Here is a 12,780-nt window from a genome sequence, read left to right on the forward strand (position 1 = left end):
CCATCCTCCGTCGCAAATCAGAGCCGGCTGCCGCTCTTGTCGGTTTCGAGCGGTTGGAATTCCCAGCCACCGTCGGGTGAGGGATAGGCGAGCAGCGCATCGCCATTTCCGATCTTCTGGCGCGACGCGGCGTCCTTGGCATGGACAATCGCTTCATCCGCAGTCGCATAGGTCTCCGAAAGTGTGTCGCCGAGCTTATAGGCCCAACCATTGTCATGCGGCACGACCTGATAGGTGATATCGGCCATTTCGGATCTCCTCTTTTATTCAACAGTGAACATGATGCCGAAAACCGCTCACGGTTTTCGGCATCATGTTCTACTTCCGATTTGGTTTGCGCCGTTCGTCGAGCGCAATGATCTTCTCCAACGATGCGATATCCTCGCTGGTGACGACAGGAACCGGATCGGCAGCGATGGCTTCCAGCACGTCCTGTGAGACCGCGCCGTTTCGGATGGCCCATTCCAGCGTTTCGCGCGTTGCCCGCTCGGCCTTCAGCTGCGCATAGAGCGCAACGATCAGTCGATCGCGAGCATCCATCCGCCGGCCCTGGTGATCCATGCTGCGGACATTGCGCATTGCAACTCACCTTTGTCGCTGATTTCGTTCAGATGTATTCAACCGATGACGGGTGGAAAGGTTCCGAAACCGATGGCGGCAGCGCCATTGCCGCCGGAGGCGGAGAACACTATTTCAAGGATATTCGTTGGAGGATTTCATCATGGCCGATCTCAAGGCTCGTCCCCGTCCAACCGGCGCCACCGCCGTTCTCGGCCGCACCGGTTTTCCGCATGTCACCTCCGCCACCGGAGGCGAGATCGATATCGTCACCACGCCGTCGCAGCCGGGCTTCAATCCACTCGATCTGCTCTATTCCTCGCTCTCGGCCTGTCTGGTGCTCAGCGCCCGCATTGCCGCCAGCCAGATGGGCGTCCTCGACAAGATCAGCGAAATCACCGCCGACGTCACCGGCGAGAAGGCGGCGGAAGGGCTTTCGCGCGTTGCGAAGTTCAATATTGCCTTCTCGATCAAGGGCGATATTGACGAGGAAACCCGCCGGAATATAGCCCATGCCGCGGAAGACGAGATCTGCACGGTGAGCAACACGATCCGCGGCGATCCCGAGTTCTCGACAACGGTATCGGGGTAAGGCTAAATCTACATAATAATTATAGACAATTGGGGGAGGAGGATTGCGTGACCATTGCCCCGCTTCTATGCTCGGGCATCGAAAGCAATGATCCCGGCCACCATGCAGCCCAAGCCTCTCCCGACGTCTGAACAGCCCGTCGTCGCCATCATCGGCGGCGGTGTCTCCGGCGCCGGCGTCGCCTATCATCTCGCGAGAGCCAGCTGCGGCGAGCGCCCTGTCATCGTGGTCTTCGAGCCGCGCGCCGAGCTTGGCCGCGGCCTTGCCTATGACACGGCCGATCCGGCCCACCGCATCAATGTTCCAGCCGCCAAGATGAGCCTGCAGCCCGACGATCTGGGGGAGTTCCAGGCCTGGATCGAAGCCCGCGACGCCGTCGCCGACGACCCTGAGGCCAAACAGCCCGAGGGCCTGCTCTTCCCCCGGCGCCAGCTGTTCGGCGATTATGTCGCCTCCCTGCTGAAGCCGTTGCTGGAAGACGGTGCAGTGCGTCATTGCCGCGCCGCAGTGACCGGTGTCGAGCGCCGTGCCGGCCGCTGGTCGATCCTCGACGACAGAGGCGGCGTGACGGAGGCCGATATCGTCGCGATCGCCACCAGCCATCCGCCGCCGGCAGCCCCCGGCCAGCTTGCGAGCCGGCTTGCGGCCCATCCCCGTTTCGTCGCCGATACCACCAAGCCCGGCGCGCTCGACGTGATCCGCCCGCATGACCAGGTGCTGGTCATCGGCAACGGCCTGACGGCCGCTGATGTCATTGCCTCGCTTGCTGAGCGCGGGCATGACGGTCCGGTAACGGCGATCTCGCGCCGCGGGCTGCGGTCTCGCGGGCATGCGCCGGTGCCGCAGCAGCTCTTCGGCGATTTCGTCTCCGATGCGACCCATTCCGCCGTGTCGCTGCTGACAGGGATTCGCACTGCGATAAAAGCGGCGAAGGCGGAGGGCATAAGCTGGCATGGCGTGATCGACCAGGTGCGGGCGCAGGGATACGATCTCTGGCAGGCGCTGCCGGTTGCCGAACGACGCCGCCTCGTCCGCCATCTGCGTCCCTATTGGGATGTCCACCGTTTCCGTATCGCCCCGCAGGTCGAGGCCGTGCTCGACGCGGCGATTGCCTCCGGCCGCCTCGATATCCTGGCCGGCTCGGTCGCCGATGCGAGCATTGAAGGCGAGTTCATTCTTTGCACCCTGCAGCCGCGTCATCTGCGCCAGCCGTTGGAGCGGCGCTATGACGCCGTCGTCGTCACCACCGGCCCGGCGCATGGAGGTATTCTCGAAACCCAGTCCTGGCTCGCGGCACTTGCGGCAAGCGACCACCTGTCGCTTGATCCCACAGGCCTCGGCCTTGCCTGCACCGATCGTTCCGAGGCGATCGGCCCGACGGGAAAGGCAGATCCTTCGCTGCTGATCTCCGGCCCGCTGGCGCGCGGCACATTCGGCGAGCTGATGGGACTGCCGCAGGTGACCGAGCATGCCTTTTTCGTCGCCGGCGAGATCGCCGAAAAGCTACGGACGAGCGCGACGAATAGGCATCCTGCCTGATTTTCCACCAATATGTCGCTCTTCGACTGTCCCCGGTGATCGACTTCTGATAGTCACTCGGCACTGCATAATTCCTTAAATCGGAATCGATTTAAGGATAAAATTATGCAGCAATTTAAAGTGTTACAGCGTCCTTGGCGCGTCTGAAAAGACGCGCGGCGCTGTAATCTCCCGCCGGCCCGCCGTTCGGGCGAGCAGAAATATCGAGACCATGTCGCAGGCTGCCTCCACCCTTTCCGAAGCCTCGCCTTCCAATCGTTTCGCCCTTGCGGCGCTCCTTCTCGGCGGGGCGGCAATCGGCGGCTCGCCGATCTTCGTCAGGCTGTCCGAAGTCGGCCCGATGGCGACGGCCTTCTGGCGCGTGGCGCTGGCGTTGATCCCGATCGTCATCGTCTCGTTCATGAAGAAGGATGCGGGACCGAAGCCGCAAAGCCTTTCCGACTATGCCATGCTCATTCTCCCAGGCGTCATGTTGGCGCTCGACCTCGGCGCCTGGCACCTTTCGCTCACTATGACGTCGGTCGCCAATGCGACGCTGCTTGCCAACCTCGCACCAGTTTTCGTCACGCTGATCTCCTTCGCCTTTTTCAGCGCGAGGATCAGCCGCGTCTTCCTGCTCGGGCTTGTCCTGGCGCTGTCAGGCGTCGTCGTTCTGAAGGGCGGACCAGCAGCCGTCGGCAATGGCGACCTCAGCGGCGACGGCATCGCGATGATCGCCGCCTTCTTCTATGCCTGCTACATCCTTGCGATCGGCAGGCTGCGCAGCCGCTTCGATACGATCCGCATCATGTTGTGGAGCACGGCATCGGCTGCCGCCTTCATCTTTCCGGTCGGCTTCTTCTACGAAGGTCACATGCTGCCCGCGACCGTCTATGGCTGGTCGATCGTCTTCGGCCTCGCCTTTATCAGCCATGCCGGCGGGCAGGTGGCGATCACCTATGCGCTCGCCTATCTGCCGGCGGCCTTTTCCTCGCTGACACTGCTGCTGCAGCCGGTCGTCGCGGCCATCCTCGCCTGGGCGCTGCTCAACGAGGCGATCGGGACGATGCAGGCGCTCGGCGGCGCCGTCGTGCTTGCCGGCATCATGGTTGCCCGCCGCGGCTGATCGTCAGCGATTTTCCTGCAGCAGCCATTTCTGGATGATCGGCACGTCGGCATCGCCGAGATCGTGGCCGCCGGCGATGACGTCGGAATCGACGGTGGCGCCCGAACTCTTCAGCCTCTCTTCCAACTCGCTCGCATATTTGCCGTAGGCATCCGTCTTGCCGCTGATGACGAGCAGGTCCGTGCCCTTCAGATCGGCATGCGGAAAGTCGCTGAGAACAGGCATGGAGCGCAGCAGCACCGCCTTATGAACCAGGTTCGGATGCAGGTAGAGCAGCGAGTTCAAAAGGTTGGCGCCATTGGAGTAGCCGACATAGACGACTTTCTGAGGGTCGAGCCCGTAGGATTTGACGGCCCCCTCGATGAAGGCCGCAAAGGCTTCCGCCTCGGTCTTGATGTCGTTCTGGTCGAAGGAGAAGGGGGTAATGCGCTTGTACCAGCGCGGAAAACCTTCCTCCGTCGCCCGGCCGCGCACGCCGAGCAGCGTTGCCCGCGGCGCCACCTTGTTCAAGAGCGGCATCAGCGTCGTCTCATTGCCGCCGGATCCGTGCAGGAGCACGAAGACGCTGCCGTCTGGGTCGGGGGGCGTATAGAAGCGATGGACGAATGGCAGCTCGCGATAATTGATGCGCGGCTGGCCGGGCATTGAAAATTGCGGCAGCATCACCTTCAGGTCATGGAGATTGGTGATGGCTTCGGGTGGCGCGAAGAGCTTGCCCCCGAGGGCGGCGTGCTCTTCGTCCACGGTCATGCCGGGTTTGTCGGTCGCGAGCTCCACCAGCGTGCCGCCGGGCTCGCGAGCGTAGAGCGAGCGGAAATATTTGCGGTCGTGCATGTTGGTCGGTGACGCGTCAGTCGCTTCCAGCGCCTTGCGCACCGAAAGCAGCGTCTCCTCGTCGGCGGCGCGGAAGGCGACGTGATCGACCGTGCCGGTGCCCGGCGCGCCGGACCAGAAGCCGCGCGCATCGCGCACGTCGATGATGTCGCCGGATTGCGAAACCAGCCTGTCGATCGTGCCGCGGCTGGCCTGGAAACGGTAACCAAAATGGCTCTCAAGGAAGCTGCGGCTTGCGGCGGGCTTCTCCGTCAGCATGGTCGCGCCGCGCACCCGCTGGATGGCATGCTCGACCGGGATCGAGGCACCGTCCCAGGCGGCCGGCGATACCAGGTTCTTTGCGCCTGCGAGCTTGAGGATGATGTTGTCAGGGTCCTTCAGCCGCAGGACAGGCTCGCCGAATTCGTCGGCTGGTCCCTCCGAGCGCAGGCCGAAGCTCATCGCGCGCGTCAGCCAGTAGCCGATGCTGGCGGGGTCGATCGACAGCGATATTTCGCTGATCTGGCCATAGCCGGCCCGGCCGGGCGCACCATCTTCCCAGGCGAGGAAGGTCAGGAGCGACCCTGGTGTCCCTGCCGCATCGCCATAGAAAAGATGAAGTTGGGTCGCGTCCTCGTAACCGGCTGTCTGCTTGACGAGCCGCATACCGAGAAATCCCGCGTAGAAGTCCACGTTCGCCTGCACCTTTCGGGTGACGGCCGTGACGTGATGTATGCCTGATACCATCGAGAGCAGTCCTGATTGAAGCGGCGTCGTCAGGAGCGCGAGTATGAGAGCTGCGAAGGTCATACCGTTGCCAATGACGATCGCTTAGTTTTGTTCCGCACAAAGCGCAAGCGAATCGCCGCGCTGCAACAACTCCAAATGTTCGACATCTTCGAGTGCCTCTTCCAGTTGCTGCAAGGTTGGCGGCTTGACCATATAGGCGCGCGCGCCGAGATTTCTGGCCCGTCGCATGTCGCTCTCGTCGCTTGACGTGCTGAGAATGCAGACGGGAATTTGCTTGAGGCGGACGTCGGCTGAAAGCGCATGCAGCACCTCGAAGCCGTCCATGATCGGCATGTTGATGTCGAGCAGCATCAAGTCGATCTGCGGCACATCGGCGATGCCAGCGCGTTCTTCGAGCAGCCGCATTGCCTCGCGTCCGTTGGTGGCGACATGCAGGTTGAAATTCACCTTCTCCCGCCGCATCAGCTTGATCTTCAGAATCTGGATGTCGGCCGGGCTGTCTTCCACCAGCAGCACTTCGGCGAGCCTACCCGAACCTTCGCCTGGCTGCTCCGCCGGCCTGGCGCTGTGCGGGATGGCCGATGCGGCAGGCGGCGTGGACCTAGTCTCGGCGAGCGGCACTTCGAGAATGAAGGTGGCGCCCGGCCCATTTTCTGCCTCGCACCAGATAGAGCCGCCATGCATCTGCGCGATGCGGCGGCAGATGGCAAGGCCGAGCCCGGTGCCTTCGATGCCGCGGCCGACGAGGCGCTTGAACGGCTGGAAGATCAGCTCGCGATGCTCAGGATCGATGCCAGGCCCGTTGTCACGCACGGTGAGGCGGCAGATATCGCCCTGCGCTTCGCCTGTGATGCTGATCTCCGGAACCTTCTGCTCGCAGTAGCGGATGGCATTCGACACCAGGTTCTGCAGGAGCTGGGTCAGCAGCGTCGCATCGCCCATGACCTCCGGCAGCGCCCCGCGGATGATGACGGCGCCGCGGCTTTCGGTCTGCTGACGCAGATTGTCCTCCACCTGGTCGAGCACATCAGATAGCGAGACCGGCCTGAGCTCCAGCCCGCCGTAGGCCTCGAGCTTGGTGAAACCCGAGACCTTGACGATCAGGTCTTCCATATGGTCGGCGGCGCTGAGCACGTAATCGAGCAATTCCCGGTCTTCGGCTGGAAGCGCGGCAGAACCGTGCAGGATGCGGCTGAAGGATTTGATCGTCCGGAGCGGCTCTTTCAAATCATGGGCCATGGCGCGGGTGAAGATCTCAAGCGATTGCCGCTTCTGCTCCAGCTTTGCTTCCAGCATGCCGTGCATGATGGCATTCTGGATGCAGCGATGCAGTGTTTCAGGCGAAAGCGAATCCTTTGTCAGATAGTCGCGCGCTCCGCTCTTCATCACCTCGACGGCGACGGTTTCGTTGCCCTGGCCGGTCAGCATGATGACGTTGGCGGCGGGATCACTCTCCAGGATATCGGCAAGAACGCCGAGCCCGTCGCGACCCGGCAGCGAATAGTCGAGCAGGATGCAGTCCGGCCGTTTCCGGCCGTTCAGTGCAAGGCCCTCTTCGCCCGTCTCCGCCTCCACGACGGTATAGGCGGTGCTGGAAACGCGGCCCAGTATGCGGCGATAGACCTCGCGATCGTCGATGTTGTCGTCGATGATGAGAATGGAGCAGTGTTCCGCCAATCTGTCAGTCCTCGAGCGGCAGGATCGCGATTTCGAACCAGTATTCCTTCAGCCGCTGGATCGCGGCGAAGAGCCCGTCGAGATCGACCGGCTTCTGCACATAGGTATTGGCGCCGAGCGCATAGCAGCCTTCGATATCGCGCTCGTCGTCGGAGGTCGTGAGGATCACCACCGGGATCTTGCGCCAGCCGGCGTTCGACTTGATCGCCTCCAGCGTCTTGCGGCCGTCAAGGCCCGGCATGTTGAGATCGAGCAGGATCAGTCCCGGTTTCGGCACCATCGAGCCGAGCATGTCGAGCGCTTCCTGACCGGAGGCCGCCCAGCGGATCGAGTTGCGCAGGTTGGTGCGTTTGAAGGCGCGCATCGTCGCTTCGAAATCGTCCTCGCTGTCCTCGACGATCAGGATCGGTTGCGTGTCACGCTGCTGCATTCTGCCCCTCGCGCTTTTTTCCCAGGGTGAAATAAAATGTCGTGCCGGTGCCGACCTCGGATTCCAGCCAGATATCGCCATTGTGCCGCGCGATGATCTTGCGGACGAAGGTAAGGCCTGCTCCGGTGCCGTCGTCGGAATCCTGCGACTTTTCCAGCCGCTTGAAAATGCGGAAAATATCCTCGTGGAATTCCTGCGGAATGCCCTTGCCGTTATCCTTAACGAAAAACACGTTGCGGGCAACCGTGCCGTCCTGACCGACGAACCGATCGAGGTAACCGATCGAGACGAGCGGCGCCGGCTTGTCGTTGTATTTGATCGCATTGGTGATGAGATTGCGGAACACTTCGGTCAGCCGCGGCGCGTCGCAGACCACCTCCGGCAGCCGGCCGTCGATGATGACCTTGGCATGCCGCTCCTCCAGCAACAGCTCCATCGTCGCGACGACATCCTTGACGATCAGGCCGATATCGGTGCGTTTGACCGCCAGTTGCTGCCGCCCGAGCCGAGAGAAATAAAGAAGGTCGTTGACGAGTTTCTCCATGCGCTGGCTGAGGCGCACGAGCCGGTTCAGCCGGCGCACGCCGTCCTGGTCGAGCTTGTCTTCATAGTCCTCCAAGAGGAAGCGGGAATGGTTGTGCAGGCCGCGTAGCGGTTCCTTGAGGTCATGCGAGGCGATATAGGCGAATTCATCGAGGTCGTGGTTGCTGCGCTCGAGCTCGGCCGTATAAGCCTCGAGCTGGGAAAGCGTCGTTTTCATCCGTTCTTCCTGCCGGACGCGCTCGCTGATGTCGCGCACGATACCGACGAAGGTCTTTGTATGGCCGGTGACGACGGCGCTGATGGAAACATCGATCGGAAAGACGATGCCGTTCTTGCGTCGCCCGGAGACCATGCGCGTCTTGCCGATGATGCGCTCCTCGCCGGTCTGCCGGTAATGGCCGAGATAGCCGTCGTGCTCGGAATGGTAGGGTTCGGGCATCAGCATCTTGATGTTCCGGCCGATCGTCTCCTGCAGGGAGTAACCGAACATGCTTTCAGCCGCCGGATTGAAATTCTTGATCGTTCCACGCTCGTCGATGACGACGACGGCATCAGGGGTGCCACGCACCAGCGCGCCGAAGCGGACGCGCTCGCTTTCCAGGTTATAATTGTTGCGCATGAAATAGAAGACGAGAAGCGCGATCAGCCAGAGCGTGGCAGCTGTAATAGTGCGGTTGGCGATCTCCTGCCAGAACGCCGCTTCGTCGTGCCTGACGGCGAAAAAGCCGAGCATCAGGAGCACGGTGCAGGCAAAGGCGAAGAAAAGCGGCGCATTTCTGTTGCCGAACCAGAGCGCCGTCAACACCAGCGGCACATAGAGAATGCCGTTGGCGACACCCAGCGGCGTGTAGAGATCGACGAGAATGCCGGTGAAGCAGACTGCAGCCGGGATCCACAGCGGGATCTGTGCCCGGTTTGTCGGCTGCATCCACCAGGAGCGGGCGAGAAGCCCCGAGCCGAAGATCACAATGCCGATCGCCGTATGCAGCGCCATCGCCGCATAGGGTCCCCAGCGGTAACCCTGTTCGGCATCGGTGACATAGCCGGCCAGCGCGATCATGCCGAGCGTGATAACGACATAGCTCGTCAGTTCCTGCACGACCTGGCTTTTCTTCTCCACGTGGAGCGAGAGCAGTACCGAAAGATTGGCGATCAGGAAGACCAAAGCGGTGTTCGGCCCCATGCCGCCGCCGATCTTGGCGATGAAATCGGGCGGAACCAGGAAACGCGTGATCAACATGTCGACATTGTGAAAAGTCCGCCCGATTGTGACGATTTCCACGAGCCGGGCCGCAGCGATCGCCGCCGCAAGCCCCGCCGTGATCGTTGCCGTTATGCGAAAACGGCGGGCCGCCAGTGTCGAGGCGGCAAGCCCCACGCCGGAAAGCACGAAGCAGAGCGCGGTGTTGAAGGCCATCGACGGAAAGCCGGGAACCAGCGAAATGACAATCTCGACCTGCAGCAGCCAGCCGGCAAGGGCAGTCACGCCGAGAAGGAACATCATGAAGCCGACCGCAATCGCAAAGGCACGGTAGTGCCGCCTTGGCTGGTCCTGCAGGTCCACGTTGCCCTGATCCTGCACCCGTGTGTCCTCCTTCGGTTCGCGCGGCCATCTTTTCCGAAATCGAGGAATACTCAATAGGCAAGGCAGGGCGGTGCCATGCTTTTTGCGAAATGATCTGCGATAAGGTATATCGAATTTCAGTGGAACCGCGATATGGTGATGTCGAAGGACAGCGAGGTTCATTCGAACAATATCCAAATTACGGTGCTAGATGACCACCCTATTTTATGTTGACGACAGTAAGGATGACCTCTTCTATCTCGACTATATCTGCAGAAAGCAGCAGATTGACGTCGATCTATTCTGTTTCTCCACGGCCGGAATGGCGCTGGAGGCGCTGGAGACGCGCGCGGCGGAAGGCAAGGCCCCGCCTGACCTGCTGGTCGCCGATCTCTACATGCCACTCGACAGCGGCATCAGCCTCATCACTCGGTTGCGCCTGGATGATCGTTTCAAGGCGATGCGGCTTGCTATCTGCAGCGGATCGGATGCTGCCGAGGACCGCGCACGCTCACTCGATGCCGGCGCCGATGTCTATCTGGAAAAGCCACTTGACCTTGCCACGATCATTCTCAATCTTGAGATGTAGAAAACGGCGAGAGCCGTATGACCTATTCTCTCTCATTCGTCCAAGCCATATGACAAACCGCAATTGACAAGGTCGAGGACGCATCACAAGATGCAACCGGAGCGAAGAATATGGAACGCAAAAATAAGCGCTGAGAGAACCGATCAACCCGCGTTCGCCGCCACGAACATCAGCCAACCCCTTAGCTGAATGGGTCTTCGGCTCTCTCGCGCTTACGTCTGGCACTGCCTTCTCGCATTCATGGATGTTGAATGCAGGAAGAATACGATACCCAGGTAAGAACTACTGCCCCTCAGTAAAATCTGCCCGTGCATCACCTGTCGTTGAGATAATTGATGATTTCCGCCTTACATATCGAAAGTCCCCGTTTTCGATATCTCTCATCAACCGTCTCGCAATTTTTGTAGCTCTTCGCGTTTAAGACGTATATCCCAAGATTTCGGGATTAGAGGTATCGGCGGGAGGAGAGGAAGAGTGGGAATGAGCAATGCCCCGGCAATTCCCTTTCATGCCGGACCGGAGCTTAGCCGGGCGATCAACCGCACCGATTTTTTCCGCCTGCTGAAGTCGGCGGCGCAGCATTACAACTTCGACAATTTCGCGCTTGCCCGCATTTCCGAGGCTTCGGCCCCTTTCGGTGAACGCGATATCGTCATCACCAATGTCGCCGACCGGCGTGTCGGCCTTTTCATCACGACGTTGAAGGAAGCGCTGGGAACCGTCCGGGCAAAGACCGCCCAGTTCCTGGCAACGCCGGTCCATGGCAGGAGCGCACAGCCGGAAGTTTATCCGTCCGATCTTGTTTTCAACGAATTCCTGGGTGGCGTCTTTCTCTTCATCCCGCTGTTTACGCCGGAAGGGCGGCGATACTGCCTCGTGCTCAGCGGCGAGCGTCCGGAGCCGGATCAGAGTGAGATCGCCGACATGCTTCTCGACGCCATGCGCATTTTCGACAAGCTCTACGAGGAAATCCTGACGCCGGAAATGTCCGGACGGCTGACCCAGCGCGAATCGGAAATCGTCAAATGGACGAGCGAAGGCAAGACGTCGGCGGAAATCGCCATCATTCTCGGTCTCTCCGAACATACGGTCAATTCGCACATCACCGCGGCCGCGCGCAAACTTGACGCTGTCAACCGCGTTCATATGGTGGCGATCGCCTTGAGGAATGGTTTGGTTTCGTGAAGATGGTTTCGGGATTGGGGAAATGAGACGATGATCACCGAAACGAGCCGGAGGAACACCGTCAAAGTTCTCTTTGTCGATGACGAATTCATCGAATTCCGCGCGCTCAAGAAGAAGATCGCCGATCTCTCCGAGCCGGCCGTCGAGGTTGAATATTCGCCATCGATCGGTGACGCGCTGGAAAAGATCCGCTTGGCGCGCTTCGATCTCATCCTGCTCGACAACCGCCTGCTGCCAAATGCCGATTTCCGCGAAACGGTGCCGGAGTTGCGCGGCATCGGTTACACCGGCCCGATCGGCGTCGTCTCGACCGATATATCGGGTGGCTATTTTCAGGAATTCCCGGATTACGGCGTCGATTTCCGCATCGGCAAGGACGAAATCGATGCCCAGACGCTGCAGCACATCATCCGCGAATATGTAACCTATGACGTTCCGGATTTCTGGAAGGACGATTACAGCATCTAACCATCAAGCGATGGGAAGGCGGATGATGAAACAGCTGCCGCTCGCATCCGAATGTTCAAGGCTGATATCGCCGCCAAGCGCCGTTAGAAACTCCCGCGCCGTCGTCAATCCGAGACCAGCGCCCTGGACCGCTCCCGCCTTCGGCAATTTCCAGAACGGCTCGAATATTCGCTCCCGATAAGCCGGATCGATGCCCGTCCCATTGTCGGAAATCCGGATGAACCAGTCCGTCCCCTCGCGCTCCGCGGCAATGGCGACATGCGGCGACGCTTCGCTGCGATAGGTGAGGGCATTGGTCAAAAGATGCCGCAGCACCAGACCGAAGAGGGCAGGGTCGGTCCGGATGGAAGGCAGGCCGTCGCTTTCAAGCGTTGCCTCACGGACGGCCGCCTCGTCGGTCAGTTCGCCCCAGACATTTTCGGCCAGCGCCTGCAGATCGACCTCTTCAGGCGTCACCTGAGGTGTGCCGCCGGCAAGGCTCATCAACGCCTTGGTGAGCCGCTGCGCCGTCTGCGCCTTTTCCAGGATCATCCGGAGGCTCTGAAGCTGTTCGCCGTCGAGCGTCTCCTCGAGATCATCGAGCAGCAACTCGGCATACATGGCGATATGGCGGAGCGGTGATTGCAGGTCGTGCGAAGCGGTCGCGAGAAAACGCTTGATGCGCTCCTCGCTGTCTCCGGCAACGGTGGTTTCCGGCGGTCTTGTCGGGTTGGATGACATCTAGCGGTTTCCCCGATCTCAATTGCAGCGCCGCGCGTCTTTTCAGGCGCGCAAAGGACGCTGTAACACGTTGAATTGGCACATAATGCAGCAGCCGACAATAGAAAGAGGGCGCCGGCTCTGCAACCGGCGCCCTCTTCAAGGATGCGTTAAAAACGGAATAGAGCGCCGCGCGTCTTTTGAGACGCGCAAAGGACGCTCTATCACTTTGAATTGCGTATAATCCTTGCCGAAAATCGATTCCGAT

General features: G+C 60.7%; 13 protein-coding genes. 6 read left to right on the top strand and 7 right to left on the bottom strand.

Annotation, left to right across the window (positions count from 1 at the left end):
* Positions 1–17: 17 nt before the first annotated feature.
* Positions 18–248 (bottom strand): DUF2188 domain-containing protein, encoded by a 231-nt coding sequence (locus tag J3P73_RS03925; protein WP_018072533.1) that lies wholly within the window; start codon positions 246–248, stop codon positions 18–20.
* 70 nt (positions 249–318) lie between these two features.
* Entirely contained in the window at positions 319–579 is a 261-nt protein-coding gene (locus tag J3P73_RS03930; RefSeq protein ID WP_018072534.1) for a hypothetical protein, read from the bottom strand.
* Positions 580–721: 142 nt separating this feature from the next.
* Here J3P73_RS03930 and J3P73_RS03935 point away from each other — a divergent pair, with 142 nt between their 5' ends.
* From J3P73_RS03935 to J3P73_RS03945, 3 genes are all read left to right on the top strand, one after another.
* A complete protein-coding gene (locus J3P73_RS03935; RefSeq protein ID WP_018486365.1) occupies positions 722–1,150 on the top strand; it encodes an OsmC family protein in 429 nt (142 codons plus the stop codon).
* Positions 1,151–1,237: 87 nt separating this feature from the next.
* Positions 1,238–2,689 (top strand): FAD/NAD(P)-binding protein, encoded by a 1,452-nt coding sequence (locus J3P73_RS03940; protein ID WP_207579777.1) that lies wholly within the window; start codon positions 1,238–1,240, stop codon positions 2,687–2,689.
* A 211-nt stretch (positions 2,690–2,900) separates the two neighbouring features.
* Positions 2,901–3,794, top strand: coding sequence for a DMT family transporter (locus J3P73_RS03945; RefSeq protein ID WP_130821388.1), 894 nt, complete (start codon positions 2,901–2,903; stop codon positions 3,792–3,794).
* Positions 3,795–3,797: 3 nt separating this feature from the next.
* On the opposite strand, the gene J3P73_RS03950 is transcribed toward J3P73_RS03945, so the two are convergent.
* Genes J3P73_RS03950 through J3P73_RS03965 form a run of 4 tightly spaced genes read right to left on the bottom strand, consistent with a single transcriptional unit; the run spans position 3,798 to position 9,754 of the window.
* Entirely contained in the window at positions 3,798–5,417 is a 1,620-nt protein-coding gene (locus J3P73_RS03950) for a VOC family protein (RefSeq protein ID WP_174826518.1), read from the bottom strand.
* Positions 5,418–5,438: 21 nt separating this feature from the next.
* Positions 5,439–7,034 carry a response regulator gene (locus tag J3P73_RS03955; RefSeq protein WP_130654604.1) on the bottom strand — a complete coding sequence of 532 codons (1,596 nt, stop codon included), beginning with the start codon at positions 7,032–7,034 and terminating at the stop codon, positions 5,439–5,441.
* Between the two features lie 4 nt (positions 7,035–7,038).
* Positions 7,039–7,464 (bottom strand): response regulator, encoded by a 426-nt coding sequence (locus tag J3P73_RS03960; RefSeq protein ID WP_018072540.1) that lies wholly within the window; start codon positions 7,462–7,464, stop codon positions 7,039–7,041.
* Positions 7,451–9,754, bottom strand: a complete 2,304-nt coding sequence (locus tag J3P73_RS03965; RefSeq protein ID WP_197726819.1) for a sensor histidine kinase — start codon at positions 9,752–9,754, stop codon at positions 7,451–7,453. The genes J3P73_RS03960 and J3P73_RS03965 overlap by 14 nt, the downstream gene beginning before the upstream one ends.
* A 28-nt stretch (positions 9,755–9,782) precedes the next feature.
* Between J3P73_RS03965 and J3P73_RS03970 the strand changes: the two genes are divergently transcribed.
* The 3 genes from J3P73_RS03970 (at position 9,783) to J3P73_RS03980 (ending at position 11,813) form a co-directional block, all read left to right on the top strand.
* Entirely contained in the window at positions 9,783–10,160 is a 378-nt protein-coding gene (locus J3P73_RS03970; protein WP_130716703.1) for a response regulator, read from the top strand.
* Between the two features lie 480 nt (positions 10,161–10,640).
* On the top strand, positions 10,641–11,345 hold the full coding sequence (locus tag J3P73_RS03975; RefSeq protein WP_018072543.1) for a helix-turn-helix transcriptional regulator: 705 nt from the start codon (positions 10,641–10,643) through the stop codon (positions 11,343–11,345).
* A 30-nt stretch (positions 11,346–11,375) separates the two neighbouring features.
* Positions 11,376–11,813, top strand: a complete 438-nt coding sequence (locus tag J3P73_RS03980; RefSeq protein WP_018072544.1) for a response regulator — start codon at positions 11,376–11,378, stop codon at positions 11,811–11,813.
* A 3-nt stretch (positions 11,814–11,816) separates the two neighbouring features.
* Here J3P73_RS03980 and J3P73_RS03985 read toward each other — a convergent pair whose 3' ends face one another.
* Positions 11,817–12,533 (bottom strand): sensor histidine kinase, encoded by a 717-nt coding sequence (locus J3P73_RS03985; RefSeq protein ID WP_018072545.1) that lies wholly within the window; start codon positions 12,531–12,533, stop codon positions 11,817–11,819.
* Positions 12,534–12,780: the final 247 nt, after the last annotated feature.

The organism is Rhizobium ruizarguesonis (genome assembly GCF_017357285.1).
Taxonomy (GTDB): domain Bacteria; phylum Pseudomonadota; class Alphaproteobacteria; order Rhizobiales; family Rhizobiaceae; genus Rhizobium; species Rhizobium ruizarguesonis.